Origin of the sequence: Mycolicibacterium chlorophenolicum (assembly GCF_001044235.1) — a bacterium.
Classification (GTDB): Bacteria; Actinomycetota; Actinomycetes; order Mycobacteriales; family Mycobacteriaceae; genus Mycobacterium; species Mycobacterium chlorophenolicum.
In genome coordinates this window covers 752,924-767,766 of the sequence record NZ_JYNL01000069.1, presented here as the reverse complement: position 1 = coordinate 767,766, position 14,843 = coordinate 752,924, and the positions used below count along the sequence as shown (strand labels likewise).

General features: G+C 62.5%; 10 protein-coding genes, 4 tRNA genes and 2 pseudogenes. 9 read left to right on the top strand and 7 right to left on the bottom strand.

Annotated features, from left to right (window positions below):
- Nucleotides 1–33 precede the first annotated feature (33 nt).
- Both MCHLDSM_RS33480 and MCHLDSM_RS33475 read left to right on the top strand, forming a co-directional pair.
- Nucleotides 34–1,032 carry an oxygenase MpaB family protein gene (locus MCHLDSM_RS33480; RefSeq protein ID WP_048473960.1) on the top strand — a complete coding sequence of 333 codons (999 nt, stop codon included), beginning with the start codon at nucleotides 34–36 and terminating at the stop codon, nucleotides 1,030–1,032.
- A gap of 18 nt (nucleotides 1,033–1,050) precedes the next feature.
- Nucleotides 1,051–1,710 carry a L,D-transpeptidase family protein gene (locus MCHLDSM_RS33475; protein WP_082169178.1) on the top strand — a complete coding sequence of 220 codons (660 nt, stop codon included), beginning with the start codon at nucleotides 1,051–1,053 and terminating at the stop codon, nucleotides 1,708–1,710.
- Between the two features lie 4 nt (nucleotides 1,711–1,714).
- On the opposite strand, the gene MCHLDSM_RS33470 is transcribed toward MCHLDSM_RS33475, so the two are convergent.
- Nucleotides 1,715–2,071, bottom strand: a complete 357-nt coding sequence (locus tag MCHLDSM_RS33470) for a DUF2510 domain-containing protein (protein ID WP_048473959.1) — start codon at nucleotides 2,069–2,071, stop codon at nucleotides 1,715–1,717.
- Nucleotides 2,072–2,146: 75 nt separating this feature from the next.
- Here MCHLDSM_RS33470 and MCHLDSM_RS33465 point away from each other — a divergent pair, with 75 nt between their 5' ends.
- On the top strand, nucleotides 2,147–3,043 hold the full coding sequence (locus MCHLDSM_RS33465; RefSeq protein ID WP_048473958.1) for a serine/threonine-protein kinase: 897 nt from the start codon (nucleotides 2,147–2,149) through the stop codon (nucleotides 3,041–3,043).
- Between the two features lie 8 nt (nucleotides 3,044–3,051).
- Here MCHLDSM_RS33465 and MCHLDSM_RS33460 read toward each other — a convergent pair.
- A tRNA-Lys gene (locus tag MCHLDSM_RS33460) sits at nucleotides 3,052–3,124 on the bottom strand.
- 126 nt (nucleotides 3,125–3,250) lie between these two features.
- On the opposite strand from MCHLDSM_RS33460, the gene MCHLDSM_RS33455 reads away from it, so the two are divergent.
- From MCHLDSM_RS33455 to MCHLDSM_RS33445, 3 genes are all read left to right on the top strand, one after another.
- Nucleotides 3,251–3,323 (top strand) — tRNA-Glu (locus MCHLDSM_RS33455).
- A 37-nt stretch (nucleotides 3,324–3,360) separates the two neighbouring features.
- Nucleotides 3,361–3,437, top strand: a tRNA-Asp gene (locus MCHLDSM_RS33450).
- A gap of 40 nt (nucleotides 3,438–3,477) precedes the next feature.
- Nucleotides 3,478–3,554, top strand: a tRNA-Phe gene (locus MCHLDSM_RS33445).
- A 38-nt stretch (nucleotides 3,555–3,592) separates the two neighbouring features.
- On the opposite strand, the pseudogene MCHLDSM_RS33440 reads toward MCHLDSM_RS33445, so the two are convergent.
- Together MCHLDSM_RS33440 and MCHLDSM_RS33435 are read right to left on the bottom strand one after the other, a co-directional pair.
- Nucleotides 3,593–4,747 (bottom strand): annotated as a pseudogene (locus MCHLDSM_RS33440) (tyrosine-type recombinase/integrase).
- Complete coding sequence (locus MCHLDSM_RS33435; protein ID WP_048473957.1) at nucleotides 4,747–4,983, bottom strand: helix-turn-helix transcriptional regulator; 237 nt, start codon at nucleotides 4,981–4,983, stop codon at nucleotides 4,747–4,749. The pseudogene MCHLDSM_RS33440 and the gene MCHLDSM_RS33435 overlap by 1 nt, the downstream one beginning before the upstream one ends.
- A gap of 86 nt (nucleotides 4,984–5,069) precedes the next feature.
- Between MCHLDSM_RS33435 and MCHLDSM_RS33430 the strand changes: the two are divergent.
- A pseudogene (locus MCHLDSM_RS33430) lies at nucleotides 5,070–5,393 on the top strand (NUDIX hydrolase); the annotation flags it as partial.
- 286 nt (nucleotides 5,394–5,679) lie between these two features.
- On the opposite strand, the gene MCHLDSM_RS37950 reads toward MCHLDSM_RS33430, so the two are convergent.
- Entirely contained in the window at nucleotides 5,680–11,745 is a 6,066-nt protein-coding gene (locus MCHLDSM_RS37950; RefSeq protein ID WP_131722723.1) for an ATP-binding protein, read from the bottom strand.
- Nucleotides 11,746–11,810: 65 nt separating this feature from the next.
- On the opposite strand from MCHLDSM_RS37950, the gene MCHLDSM_RS37945 reads away from it, so the two are divergent.
- Nucleotides 11,811–12,308: a hypothetical protein gene (locus MCHLDSM_RS37945; protein WP_131722722.1), complete on the top strand. Its 498-nt coding sequence runs from the start codon at nucleotides 11,811–11,813 to the stop codon at nucleotides 12,306–12,308.
- Between the two features lie 117 nt (nucleotides 12,309–12,425).
- Here MCHLDSM_RS37945 and MCHLDSM_RS33420 read toward each other — a convergent pair whose 3' ends face one another.
- Nucleotides 12,426–13,424: a DUF3039 domain-containing protein gene (locus tag MCHLDSM_RS33420; protein WP_131722721.1), complete on the bottom strand. Its 999-nt coding sequence runs from the start codon at nucleotides 13,422–13,424 to the stop codon at nucleotides 12,426–12,428.
- A gap of 39 nt (nucleotides 13,425–13,463) precedes the next feature.
- Nucleotides 13,464–13,862 (bottom strand): helix-turn-helix domain-containing protein, encoded by a 399-nt coding sequence (locus tag MCHLDSM_RS33415; protein WP_053083157.1) that lies wholly within the window; start codon nucleotides 13,860–13,862, stop codon nucleotides 13,464–13,466.
- Nucleotides 13,863–13,956: 94 nt separating this feature from the next.
- Here MCHLDSM_RS33415 and MCHLDSM_RS33410 point away from each other — a divergent pair, with 94 nt between their 5' ends.
- Complete coding sequence (locus MCHLDSM_RS33410) at nucleotides 13,957–14,829, top strand: hypothetical protein (RefSeq protein ID WP_048473954.1); 873 nt, start codon at nucleotides 13,957–13,959, stop codon at nucleotides 14,827–14,829.
- Nucleotides 14,830–14,843: the final 14 nt, after the last annotated feature.

The following is a 14,843-nucleotide window of genomic DNA, read 5'->3' as shown; positions in this document are numbered from 1 at the left end:
AACGCCTGTAGTCAGAATCGGGGAAACTCAGCAGTGACTCAAGATACGTCCGTCTCGTGCCCGGTGACCAGCGGATCCGTCGCGGCCGGGTGCCCGGTCGCCGGCGGCTATGACGACGTGCCGGCGCCGCTCGGCCCGGAATCGCTCACCTGGAAGTACTTCGGCCAGTGGACCGGCATGCTGCAGGGGCCGTGGGCGGGGTCGATGCAGAACATGCATCCCCAGCTCGGCGCCGCGGTGCAGCAACACTCGATCTTCTTTCTCGAGCGGATGCCGCGGCTGTTCCGGTCGGTCTACCCGATCGGCGGCGTGGTGTTCGACGGTGACCGCGCGCCGAAGACCGGGGCGGAGGTCCGCGACTACCACATCGGCATCAAGGGCGTCGACGACCAGGGCCGCCGGTACAGCGCGCTGAACCCGGAGGTCTTCTACTGGGCGCACGCGACGTTCTTCAAGTCGACGCTGCTGGCCGCCGAATGGCTGGGCGGAGGACTGACCGAGGCGCAGAAGCGGCAGCTGTTCGACGAACACGTCACGTGGTACCGGATGTACGGCATGAGCATGCGGCCGGTGCCCGCGAGCTGGGAGGACTTCGAGCGGTACTGGGATCACATGTGCCGCAACGTGTTGGAGGACAACTGGGCCGCGCGCGAGGTCCTCGACCTGTCGACGATGCCCAAGCACCCGTCGCTGGACTGGATGCCCGATTGGCTGTGGCGTCTCAACGTCGCGGGGATGCAGCGGTTCTTCGACTTCACCACGGTCGGCTTGTTCGATCCGGCCGTGCGCGAGTTGATGGGCTATTCGTGGTCGCCCCGTCAGGAGCGGCTGCACAGACTGTTCGGCGCCGCGGTCCATCAGGTCACCCGGGTCCTGCCCAGACGGCTGCTGATGCACCCGCGCAAACGGTCGGCCTGGGACCGGGCGCACGGTCGGTTGCCGGCCGATTCGCCCCTGGTCGAGACGCCGGCGCGCAACCTACCCCCGGTGGAGTATCGCGACGACCCGCACTTCTACAGCCCGAAGGTCTGACTGCGCTACGTTCACAGGGTGCTGGGCAAACTCGCGGTCGCGCCGCTGATGCTGATCGTCGCGAGCCTCACGGCCGGCGGCGCTGGGGCGCAATCGGATTCCGAGGCACCCGGCCAGATGATCGTGGTGAGCGCGCCGTCGGCGAACTCGCCGGTCGGTGAGCTGACGGCCTACGAGCGGGTGGACGGACGATGGAGGTCCGTGCTCGGGCCCACTCCCGCCGATTTCGGCGAGCTCGGAGTGGGCACGCCGGCCGACGACGTGTTCCGCACGCCCGTCGGCACCTTCCCGCTGGGGCAGGCGTTCGGGCGGGAGGCCAATCCCGGCACCCGGATGCCGTACTTCGAGGCGACCGACGAGGACTGGTGGGACGAGGACGTCGACTCCCCGACGTACAACACGCACGTCCACGCCGCCGAGATCGACTCCGAGGATGCCGAGAACCTCTACGACTCCGGCGCGATCTACGACTACGCGGTGCTGATCGAGCACAACCCGGAGCGGATACCGGGGCGGTCGGCGGGGATCTTCCTGCACGTGTCCGACGGGAAGCCGACGTGGGGGTGCGTCGCCATCGGCCGCGACCAGATGCGGTCGGTCCTGCAGTGGCTCGACCCTGCGCAGCATCCGCAGATCACCATCGGGGTCGGACTGGACGGACCGCCGGCGGCGGAATGACGCCTCAGCGGGCCGCGGTGTACGCCGTCCAGGCGGCGCCGTCGAAGTAGCGCATCAGGCGCCCGTCGTCGGGGCTGACGTACCAACCCGGCTGCACCGCGGGGAAGCGGCCGAAGGTGCCGCGCGGGTCACCGGCCAGGCAGAGTCGGTGTTCGAGGTCGGCGCGGGCGCGCAGGCCGGCGTCGCGGATCGCGGCCGCGCGGCGCCGCCGCCGGATCGCGACCACCATGCCGGCTCCCACGATCACTGCCAGCGGCCAGAACCAGCCCAGCCACAGCCACCACAGGGCCACCGCTGCGGCGGTGCCGGCGAGCACGGGGTGACGACGTGGAAACGGTGGGCGGGCAGGCTGGTAGAGCATCGGGGCCGATCATACGAGCCGCGCGCGGCGGCGCGTCAGGTTTGCGATGCGGCCGCACCGGCTAGCTTGGAAGGCATGCAGGCGCCGGAAGTTCTTGGCGGTCGCTACGAACTACGGGGTGTTCTGGGCCGCGGTGGCATGGCCGAGGTCCGCGATGCCTGGGATCTCCGCCTCGGCCGTCCGGTCGCGGTCAAGTTGCTGTACCCGTCGGTCAGCACGCAACCCGACACCCGGCGCAGGTTCGCCACCGAGGCGCGCGCCGCGGCGGTGGTCAATCACCCGCACGTGGTGGCGGTGCACGACTCCGGGGTGCACCACGGCCGGCACTACATCGTGCTCGAGCGCTTGCCAGGCCAGAGCGTGGCCGACGCCCTCGCCCGCGGCGGCCCGATGCCGGCCGGGCACGTCCGCGCGATCATGCGCGACGTGCTGTCGGCGCTGGGCGCGGCGCATGCCCGCGGTGTGCTGCATCGCGACATCAAGCCGGCCAACATCCTGTTCACCCGGTTCGGCGGGGTGAAGATCGCCGACTTCGGTGTCGCGAAGAGCGCCGACACCCCGCAGACGCTCACCAACCGGGTCTTCGGGACGATGGCCTACCTGCCCGCGGACCGCATCGCCGGACGGCCCGCGATGCCGGCCGACGATCTGTACGCCCTCGGGGTGGTCGCCTACGAGGCGCTCACGGGCCGGCGGGCGTATCCGCAGGAGAGTCTCACCACGCTGGCCGACGCGATCGCCGCGGGCGCGGTGACGCCGCTGTCGGTGCTGCGGCCCGATCTGGATCCCGCGCTGGCGCTGACGGTCGAGCGGGCCATGTCGCGCGACCCGCGCTGGCGCTTCGCGAGCGCCGAGCAGATGCGTGCGTGCCTGGATCCCCCGGCCGCGACGCCGCAGCGCACCGGCGTGGCGCTGGCCGGCGCTGCGGTGCTGATGCTTCTGGTGCTCGCCGCGTTGCTTGTCGTGCTGTAGAAAACGTGTGCCCCCAGCAGGGCTCGAACCTGCGACCTGCGGATTAAAAGTCCGTAGCTCTACCAACTGAGCTATAGGGGCGTGGCGCGTGCGCCTCGAAAAGGATACTGCCGGGCTGGCCGTTTGAGGATTTGGGTGTCGGTACCCTAAGCTATCGAAGCTCCCAACAGACACGAGCGTTGTGAGTACCCCGGAGAGATTCGGCTGGCCCCCTTCGTCTAGCGGCCTAGGACGCCGCCCTTTCAAGGCGGTAGCGCGGGTTCGAATCCCGTAGGGGGTACACGCGGCGACCAGGTCGGTGGGGAGTCGCACAGTAAGGCCCTGTGGCGCAGTTGGTTAGCGCGCCGCCCTGTCACGGCGGAGGTCGCGGGTTCGAGTCCCGTCAGGGTCGCCATCACGGCGAGGCACTTGGGAACGAGTGATCGGTGCCGTCCGGCCAGGTAGCTCAGTTGGTACGAGCGTCCGCCTGAAAAGCGGAAGGTCGCCGGTTCGATCCCGGCCCTGGCCACCATCCCTTACCTGCATCGACACGGGTCTTGCACTCGATTGTCAGTTTGACTCGTCCGTTTCTTGTCCGGTCTTCGGTGCATGTGTCTCGGTCGCATGAAGTTGATCGAGGTTCGTTGCGACCTGGTCCAGCTCATCGGAGTAGAGGTCGCTGTAGATGTTCGCGGTCACCGTCGGCGTCGAGTAACTCATGGTCTTCTGGACATATCTGAGGTCGGTGCCGGACTTGCGGGCCAAGCTCGCATAGGTGTGGCGGAGATCATGGATGGTCACCGGAGCCAGGTCGGTCTTCATGAGGGCCTTTTTCCAGTGGCTGTGCCGACGTCAGTTGTTGGAGCGCAGCATCGCGCAATTGGGTGAGGTGACGGCGGGCTCGTCCGGATCCCTGCCGCCGATCCGCGTCTTGAGGATGTCGACGACGACTTGGGGGAGCGGGACAGTTCGGATGCCGGCTCGGGTCTTGGATGGCCCGATGACGATGTGGCCTTCGACTTCGGGCGCTGCCCGTCAGACATAGAGGCGACGGGCGGCCAAGTCGATGTCCTTGACCCGGAGGCCAACGAGTTCGGACCAACGCAGGCCGGTGTAGGCCAGGATGGTCACCACATCGCCCTGATCGCCACACGCCGTGGCAAGCGTCTGGACCTCCTGGGCGGTCAGGTAGCGGTGACGCTCCCGCTCGGGAATGCGGCCCGCTGAGACGCCCAGGGCCGGATTGCGGTGAATCCGACCATCCTGGTGCGCGACATCGAGAATCGACCGCAGCAGGCGCAATGTGGACACCTTCGCCCACGGTCCGACCGTCAGGCCGTCAACGAACGTCTGGACCTCGGCGCGGGTGATCTCATCGACCGGCACGTGACCAAACCGCGGTTTGATGCGCAGATCCCAGTGCTGGGTGTAGCCGCTCCACGTCTTTGGCGAGACCGCTGGCTTCTTGTAGTCCGAGAACTGCGTCCAGATCCGGCTCAGCGGTGTGCGGCCCAGACGGGGATCAAAGCGACGGGCGCCGAGCGCGGCTTCTTTATCGCGCTCGGACTTGAATGCCTTCGCCTCGCGTAGCGTCAGGAATGTCGCGGACGTTTCCACCCAGCCAGACGGGGCGTCGGGGTCGCGGATCAGGCAGCGGACTTGATAGCGGGGCTCTCCCACGGCGTTGAGGCGTTTGCGGATGCCGCGCTGTGTGTTGCCAGCCACTACCGCCGCACCTGCTTGAGCCAGGACCGGACTTCGGCCGCATCCCAGCGACGGACCCGTTCCGAGAGGGTGTAGCAGGGCGGCCCGATCTGCTCTACGGTGGTTTCGCGCAGCGCCGCCCAGCGATTGAGCGTCGCGGCGGAGACCCCAAGGAGCGCCGACACTTGAATTGCGGTCAGCAGCTCAGGAAAGCTGCCGGCTGATACGAGGGCCTTCCGGAGACCGTGAATCACCACGGCGTCACCTCGCTGCTTGGATTGCGTCGGGACCCGTTATTCACTGCGCTGCCTGCCCGACATCTCGACGTATGGGAGCGCCATCGGGCGGCGTGCTCGAACTCGGCGAGTCATTCGAGGATGGGGTTCGCCGTGAGGTTCTGGAAGAGACGGGAGTAATGGTTGCCGTCGAACGGCTTACCGGCGTCTACAAGAACTTGACCCATGGAATTGTCGCCCTGGTGTACAAATGCCAGCCGGTAGGAGGAAAAGCTCAGGCTACCGAAGAAGAGCGAGAGCTTCGTTGGATGACCAGGGAAGAAGTGCAAGCCGAGATGGTGCCAGCTTTCAGCGTGCGGGTGCTAGATGCGTTCGACACGGGAGTGCAATCGCGGACCCATGACGGAACGAACCTGATACCGAGTGCCTGACAGAGCGGCATTGGTCGGCAAGTCTGTTGGAGATCTTGTATTTGGCTTTGCAGTCCGAGCTCAACAGGTGTGAGCAACGCCGCCTAATCAGGCTCGCGAATCACCAAACTCGTCTCCGCGGTGCGTTCAGGCTCTTGGTCACGCCGCCTCTCGGGAAGTGTTCGAGTAACCGTCAGGCGTCGTCGAAGGTGTGGGAATGCTTCCCGAACTTCCGATAGACCCTTGGGAGTGAGTATTACCCGCCATACGGTGGCGGTCCAACCAGATGCGGGCGGCTGATGAGTGATCAAACCGTGTACAGAATATTCTGATCTTGCTCTGAGGGCGCCATCGGTGCCTGTCCACCCGAACAGTGCTTGGGCGTCGGGTTGCCATCCGAGTGCACCCGCGACCGCGGGATGCAGTGCCCACCAATGTAGATATGGTGCGTCAGTGAGCCTTTCGAAACCGCGGACCACGAGCTGAAATCCGTCCAGCGGTATGGGACCAGCGGATAGCGCGATCCAGATCGAACGTACTCCCACGCCTCAAGGTCGACCAATAGGTCCAGTTGGCTTGGCGGGATCCCATGAATTGTAGCGACCTCCCGCACCTCCTCAGGTGTGCCCCATTCTAGACTGCGCCACTCGCTGTACTCGGCAAGTACGTATGCATCACTGCGGTTCTCGATGGCAGTGACGTATACCGCTGCAGCGGAGGATATCTCGTCGCACCATGACGTCGTTGATGACCACTTGAGATCTGGAGGCCGCCAAGGGCCAGGGTCATCCTGCCGCAGGGCGTCTGGCTCTACGTGTAGCAGTTGAGGCGCGACCATGCCCATGCTCAGAGCAACCTCGCGTCCAAGGTCGTCAACAAAGGCGTCTCGAAGCTCGGCCAATACCTGCCCAGCTGCTCGTCGACCCACCATGTATGCCCAAGGGCGGTAGGAATGCATCTGACCCCGCCGTTTCAGCCGATTGGACATTCCCTTCACTCCGTCGTCGGTCCACCGATCACCGTGACGTCTCAAGGCCAGCTCCGATGCACGGTAGAGCACCGCCGCTGGGTCCAGATCCAAACGCTGCGCGACCACCCGCATTGCGAAGTCATATGGCGCGATGACTTGTTGTGGATCGGTCATATCCACGAATGGTGTTCCCTCTCTATTCAATTCAGGTGGTCGCCTTTTGGGTAGTTTCGGAGGTAGAAATATCTTGTACCCGATTGGCAGCTCGCGCGGGGGTGGGTCGTCGCACTCAAATCCGTTCTGCGATGCGATGATGCGAGCAAGATCCCTAAGGACTGCGTCGTTGCATACCGCAAAGCGTTGGATCTCCTCAACTATCACCCCGTTGAGCGACAATTCTCTAGTTTCGGCAGCGATGGTTTGTAGAGCCGCTTCTGCCTGCCAGTCGCTTCCGTGCATCGCGTCGTGCAGTATGGCCGAAGCGGTCACTTCATCGAAAGATAACGCCTGCAATAAAACCCGTCTTGCGCCCGTCTCGACCGCCATTGTCGGATGCCCGAGCAGGTTGCCGCACAGGAAGCCCAGCGCTGCCGACCCGGAGTCGGGTAGTGAGGAACAACTATCACCTGCGGGTGCCAGCAAGATCTCACCGCTCGTGGGGGCGTAGATATCAAGATATGCCTCAACCGTCGGCCATGCAGCAGACACAGCCTCTGCGCCCGCCGCGAGTTCCAGCAGACGCTTTGTGTCCGACGAAAAGCTGTGCCAGTAGACTCTCTCGCTTGTAATCGCCTGGGCCAGGTCCTCAGTCGCCAACCGAACAAGTTCGGGATTTCTGGTGCCAAGAGCAGCACGAAAAATCTTCTGTCGACTTCCTCCGTCGTAGTGGCGAAACCATCCGTACGCAGGTAGGCGGGACAAGCGACTCTGCAACGATTTGACCGCTACGTCGACGTCACCGAGGTCTGCGACCCTCTGCGCGAGTAACCCGATCACATCGTCTGGTGCCTGTAGCCGTTCCGATTCCTGCAGCAACGATTTAGCGACCGCGTTGGACATCGAACGTCGCAGTGTGCCAGAGCACGGGGCTGCCCACCAATGCTCCGGTAGCGACTGGGCGGCGTCTAGCTGTCTCAGATTTGCTAGTAGGGCCTGCGGAGTCATCGATTCGCCGGGGCAGGGAACTTGTTCACTTTCAACATTTTTGGCGTCACCTGCGTTTGTTGTGTCCGAGGCATCGGCCTCTTGCTGAGGCGACTGGTTTGTTGTGCTTCTTGCGAGACCTTCGGCAAGCGGGCCATCAATCGTCCAGACATCGAGCGCCGCGTCGAAGGCCTCAAGCTGATTTGGCTCATTGCGGGCTATCAGCGCAGCCCGCAAGTCGGATGATGGGTATTTGGCGATGGGAAGCAGAAGCTTCGTCGCAACCCGCACAGGCATTTCCAGTGGGCATCCCGCGTCTTGAAATGCAGCCAAGACCGCAGCCTGGATCATCTGCGCTTCTTCTATCACGCCGCTCTCACAGAGCGTCTCGCCTATCTGGACAGACTTCCTGGGGGAAACTTGCCAGACTCTCGAAATCAGCTCTTCGGCTGCGGACGCCGCTGCTTCGCGATTCACACTGGCCACGCCACGCGCTCTGGATGCGAATGTTTCTGCAGAATTAAGAAACTCGTCTTCGGATATCCTCTTCGCATGCAGTGCGTCCGTGAGCCAGGTAAGCCAATGCGCTAGTTGATGTTCGTCATCCGAGTAGCCGATCCGCACCGCTGCCGCAGTTGCATTCACGACATCCTGACGTGCTTGTTCCAAAAGACCTATCTGAGCGCTTATCTCGGCATTCTTCAGCCAGATCTCGACGAGATGACTTGGTTCAAAGACGCTGCTGCTGAGGTCCGATCTGATCTCGCTCAGCCACCCTCGAATCCAGTCGTAGCTGGCTTGATCAGTTGATGCGTACGCGGCGAGGACACGTTGGCGAAGCTCGGGCGACCAGTAGCGGCCGCGTTCCGTCGTCCATGCGTCGTCGAACTTGGCAGCCAACTTCGTAAGCTCGATCGTCCCGCCGGCCCGATGTGCCAGCGATATAAGACCTTCCATCATCTGTGGGACTGACTCACGGATCCGGTACCAGCCAGACCAATTTTGCGTTAGTTCGGAGGGAACTTCGTGAAGCCGAAGGATGGGATCGGCCATTCCAGCGATGTATGGATGGTCAGGCGAGAGTCCGAGCTTGTAGGTGAGATAGGCGGCCTGCATATCGACTAGAGCCTGAGTCGCCAACTCAAATCGCCGCCCACCTGGGTCTGACTTCGTGCTGACGGGTTCGACGTATGTATAAGGGGTGTCGCAACCCTCGCGTTGCCGAATCTGTCGGCGAAGTCGACTCAAAAGGAGGTGGCGGCGGCGATCCTTCTGGGACTCCCAAAAGTTCCGATGGATGTCACCGACCAACGGTGGCTGTTCATCCCAGGGCACGATCTGTTCCAGCATTGCATCGTTCGCGCGACCCGTCTGCACTAAAACCAGCGCTGCATCGAGACGCAGCGTTAACGGCAGTCGACCTTCTTCTGCGGTTGTCTCGTCGGTGCTAGTTCGGACCAGTGGCGCCTTACTATGAGAATCCGCCGAGCCCGGCTCACTGCGGGCTGCCCGCACGGTTTCGTCGATTTGAACGACTTCGTCAATCCACTGTGCGGCCTTCTCGTCGAACCCATCTCTGAGTGCCTCGGCAGCTCGCTCGATTCGAACGTATGCTCGCCAGTCCTCCGGCGCCTCGCTGTCGAGAATGGTGACAACGCGGGCCAAGTTAGATTCATCGCGGATTTCGAGCAGCAGGTCGAAACAGCGCATCAGGGCAGCAAGTCGACACTGAAGCGCTTGGTATTGATCATCGTCGGAAGACGCTTGCCATAACTCAGAATCGTCCTCGGAGAGTGTTTCGGCCTCGATGTGCTTAAGGGGCAGATGTCGGTCAATCTGTGCCAAGACGGTTTCGAGGCCCGATGTGCCAAATGTTGCCTCTGTCCAATTTTCTACAAGCTCTATTGCCTCGTTCGAACGTGAGTCGGTGGCGAGTATGCCGGGCAGCCCGTGTACCGCGTTGATTACGGCCGATGCAACTTCTACTTGCCCTGAAGTCGCCCACATTGCGGCATGGCGTAGTGCATCGGAAGCGGCAATCTGAAGCTTGCCACCGCGCACGACATAATCGATGGCGATCCTCGGGGGCAGGATTCGAACCATCGCCGACGCTAGTTGTTCGAAGTTGAGAACTTGTGTCCGCTGATGAAGCTCGCCCAGCAGTATGAACAGCGATACAAAGGCCTCTTTGTTGCCGGTTTTCGCTGACGCGCGTAGAGCAAGGGACGCATGGTCAATCACGTTGGGCATTGCCCGCAAATCACCGATGGCAGTACGGAGACGCTCTGGTGTCGAAATCTCCACCACTTCCTCGTACTGCTGAGCTAGGAAGCGATGTGCCATCTCTTCATCGCGATAAATTGCCCATTCGCCATCTGACTCGGCGCAGCGATCCGCGAGATGCAGATGTAGCGCACGATCGCGTTCGACTTCCGGCAACCCACCAACCTTGGCTGTCTCGTCCAGCAAGAACCGGCGGAAACTGTTGTGAATAAAGGTCCACTCGTCACCGTCGCGCCAGAAGAATGGGGTGGCTTTCGCCACGAATTTCGACACTGCAGAGGCCGAAGCCCAGGTGGCCAACCAATCGATGCGGACAGACGTTCGCAGTCGCGCCACCGATCCAAGAAGTTCCGTTACATCGGGGTCATCGTCAACCGCCTTAAAATATCCGTGGTATCGCTCATTTATGTCACCACCGAACCGAGCGGCGTCTGCCAGGATTTCTGCGAATCCCTGGCGCCTAGCCTCGCGGTCATCGGGGAATTCTTCACTGACGCGGAGGAGTTCCTGCGTCGTGTACGTTAGTGCCAATGGGTGGCCGCCGCTGGTGGCAACAACCTGATCGAGAAATTCAGTGTCGATGACGAGGTCTGCCGACGACTTCTTGACCAGATTCCTGACCTCGTTATCCGTTAGCGGTGGCACTTCCACGACGCGGTTGGCGTCTCTGCTCAGCAGTGATCGAATTGGGTCAGGCAGAATGCTCGTGGTTTGCGTCGCGAGCACAACGTAGACGCCGTCCTGAAGTGCGGCCGGCCCCGGCAACTCTTCGAGCATTGATCTATATGGGTGTTGTTCCCGGGGGACGTGGTCAAGCCCGTCGATGACGATCAGTGTGCGTTCACGGCGCGCCTTCCAGATATCAGCTGCTGTGGCCAACTGGCTTTGGAATGCGAGGCGCAGATTTTGCAGTCCAACCGGCAGGGTAGGACGTCCGACGCCTGACTCTTGTAGCGCCAGCGACAGGTCGTTGAGGAAAGCTTCTGCCTCGCCGCGACCGCTTAACGGATCCGGTGAGTTTGGGACGAAAGCGTAGTACCGAATTACCCGTCCGCGAAATGACATGTCCGATAACAGCGTCGACTTCCCGCATCCCGCAGGGCCGACGACGGCAAGATAACCACCCTCGACCTCTCCAAGTAACGTCTCGATTGCATCCTTCGCGGCTTGGTTCGTGACGTATGTTGCGGGGACTGGAAATTGGTGGCGGTGACGGTACTGAAGCCTGTCCTGCCAGCCCAATTCATCGATCAGCGCACTTCGAGTGACTTGCATCGGTCGACTGGGATCGATCACAAAGCCTTGTATGCCTTGCGCAAGATCGTTGATATCTCTCTCGCGGTTGGCGTCCGCAAGGGGCGGCACGGTCGACATCCCGAGTTCAATGTCAAGCTCGGCCAGGAACCACACGAAGTCCTCATCGGAGAGGGCAGTAGTCGCGCGCAGCGACTCCCAGGCGTCGGACCACTCCGAGTACGCCGGGAGCTGCCGAATAGCCTCGAGATCCATCGGTTGAGTGAGCAATGCGTTTCGGACCGGTCGCCAGGCCACCTCAAGAAAGGCGGCGAAATGCTTAGGGGCTGAACTTGTCGCGGACTTCAGGGGGTTGTCCGCTGCCGTGCTTACGTTGGGTGTCGCTATGTCGTTGCTGCACAGGTGAACAAGAAGCGGGCCATCCCACGTCTTTCTTATTCGCGACCATGCAGTTGCCAAGCTCGTCAGCAGTGCTGGCGATTCCCCGGCGGCGCTCATCAGATCTGCCCAACCGAACATTCCGGGATACTGCGACCACTTGACCTGTAGCGCATGGCGAATTGATCCGCTTTTGAACTGGAAGTCGTCGGCAACGCCGACCGAGGGGTCGGCGACCCGGATCCAGTCGAGTTCGCTCAGCCCGCGATAGACGATCTCCGCAGCCAAACGGTATTGACCGCTAAAGCCCACAACTGCTCTGCGCTCGCCCTCCGACGGCTCCATGCCCACCCCTTCGCGGCCGACCTTTGCTGTCTCAGCCGACCGTAGGTTACGGCAGTGAGCGAAAGGTGCAGCGACCATTATCCGCACTGTCCGTCGCGCGCCTCACAACAAAGATCGGTGGTGAATCGTCTGGGCGTAGCTATACGAGTGGCCGTGTCCGCCCCGTAGATACATGCGTAGACCACCTTGGCCTACAGCCGGCAGTCGACCCGCTGAACACGGCCTATACGACAACGCCTTATGGCAATAGGCGCCGACGTTCGTCGTGGAATCCGAACGCCTCTATTCGCAAATGTGCAAGTTTCTATGTCGGTCGTTCGTTCACCTCCATCGAGGCGCGCAATGCCGGCCGGCTCGCCACCGAGATCGATCAGGTCGGCTTCCAAATGTCGAAAGCTGAGGAGCGACGCCAGATCGTCGGCTTCAAGGACGTGCTGGGAATGCCGATCCAGCTGCCCCGAACCCTGGGGGCGGGCGGGACGACCAGCGTCATGTACGCCGCGGATCGCGTCCTCGCGATGCTGCATAGCGAACGACTCACAGGCAAGGATGCCCGGACCTAAGTGGACACTGGGGCGGGGCCGCACCCTCGGACGGCGTAAGCAAGTTCTCCATGAGATGGCCGGAAGCTGATCGATCAGGAAACTGACTGACGACGAGATGCGGTCGGAGCCCCACTTCTACTTTGGGAGCTGACTCCACCGCTCGGTGCAGTCGGGGCACTGAGGTAGACCGTCGGGCATCTGCGTGTTCACGAAGAACACACCACACATCGCCCGCATCGCGGTACCTTCCACGACACTCTCGGCGATGTGCTCGCGATGCAAGTAGTGAGCGACCCGTCCCGGTTCAGACTCTGCAAGTGCCTTGCGTCCCACCAGTTCGCCAAGCTCAGTCACCCGCGCGGACCAGTGACCGGGCTCAGCGATGTTGCTGTAGGAGTCCTTGTATCGATCCCATCCTTGTTGTGGCGGGTTAAGCGTGGTCAGCACCCTTACGGTGGCCTGCCAGAACAGCTGACTTCCTGCATGGCGTGACTCTGGAATGATGTTTACGACGATCTCGTCCGCTTCGTAGCCGTCTTCGCGCACTTCAACGACGGTGATCGCCACGGTGGCTATCGTCCCCTGCTGCGGGGCCGGATGGGGGAGTTCGAATTCCGTCTCCCCACCTCGCTGCACTTCGCGTAGCGCACGTACAAGCTCCTGTTGAATCTCGAGCTCCCATTCGGTCAGCCGCAGCGCCGCCCGCTCGCGTTTCAGGAGACGCACGTCAGCCTCTGTTGGCATCCAACGCGACGGGTCGGAGTTGTCACGCGCGACGCATTGGTAGAAGTCGTCGTGGTCGTCATGGCCGCCCTTGGCCAGCCCAGCCACGAGGACCCAGCACACGTCTAACTCGCGGTCGTGCCAGACCCCGCCTCGCCACTGGCCGGCCTTGATCTCGAGCAACGGAAGGTTGGTACTGGAGGCGATCGGACCGACGTAGTTGTCGTCTGCTGGATCATCGCCGAACGACGAAACAGCCTTAGCGAGAATGGGGTGTGGCAACTCCGACAATGGGTGCAACGACGTCAGCTCGCCCGTTTGCAAAAATCGCCGCGGGTGAGGTGACTCCCAGTCGGAACTGAGATCCTCACGCAGCAGGCGGATCGTGGGACGGGCTCTGCGGAGTGGCACCAAGCCATGATGCCGCAGCGGGGTCCGCGACGAGACTAGCTACAGCAGATCGGCGAGTTCGTCGATCGCACCTTCGCGAGTCTTGTTCTGCGAAGCGAAACGCTCGGCGAGTTCACGACGGTCACGCTGGCGGCGCTCCTCGAACACGATGAGATCACGCAACAGGATGCGGCGATCGCGGCCGACGCGGTGGGACGCAATTTCACCTTGGTCGAGGATCTTGTAGAGGTGGGTGCGACTCATTCCGAGACGCTCCGCGGCCTGGGCCGGACGGAGCACAGTCAGCGGAGAAACAGCGGCGAGGTCATTGCCGGCGCGCACGCAATCGATCACGCTTTGCAGGAGATCACGCATCTCGGGACCGACGCCGGTAGCGGCGAACTCGTCGAGCGCGTCGATCTGCTCAGCGGGGATTCCGTCGGTGTGGATGGTCTTCATGCGGCTGATCCTTTCACATCTAGATGACACAAATGCACTAGATGTCACAGATGAAACTACTCTCGGACGGGCGGAATGACAACTGAGATCCGCTATGGCGGTCGTCACGACTGCTCTCCCTGGTATTTCTGTGTCTGTGCAGCAAGACAGCGCCGAGACAAGCAACGCTATCCGCAGCGATCTGGAGCGGGTGCTTGAAATCGGCGCACGCGTCGTCGCGATGCCCGATCATCATGCCGAGCCGGATAGCGACCTTGCTGCGGACGAGGCCCGGTTCCCCGACATCTGGGCTGCGACCGTCGCCCGCCGTGGGCTGGTGTACGCCGTCGAGAACGTCGAGGCCGCCTGCACGCTCGTGCTCAATCACCCGTGGACGACACCGCAGTTCGCACTTCTACGGGCCGCCTACGAATCAGCCGGCGCCGCGGTCTGGCTGCTTGAACCGGACCACGTCGATACCCGTCTCGCTCGGCTCATCTGGCAGCACCGTGAATCATGGCGGTACTCGGCGAAGGCGCACAGCGGCACCCCGCTCGACGACGGCGGTGAGCACGAGGAACGGCAGCGGTGGTCCGACGACGCCGCTGCCAGCCTCGGTATCGACATAGCGGCCGGGCGATCCGGCGGGTTCGAGAAGCTGATCGAATCGATCGATGACCTGCCGGGTCACCCTGAGTCTCTGCTCACCGCGTGGCGGATCTGCTCCGGCGTCAGCCACGCGAGGACATGGGCGCTTAACACCGTGACTACAGAGGTGGACAGCAAGCCGCTCTACGAGCACGGTCGGATGAGCGCACGGATACCTGACACCGGCCTATTCATCACCGACCTCGGCGTCGCTCGACGGGTAGTGCAGCAGGCGTGGTGCCTGTACCGGATACGCACCGCGGCACGGCCGCATGGGATGACATTGGCGCTCGAAATTCGGGACCGCGCCGGGAACGTGGTGCAGGAAGAGCGGCAGTGAAGTCCGGCCACAGC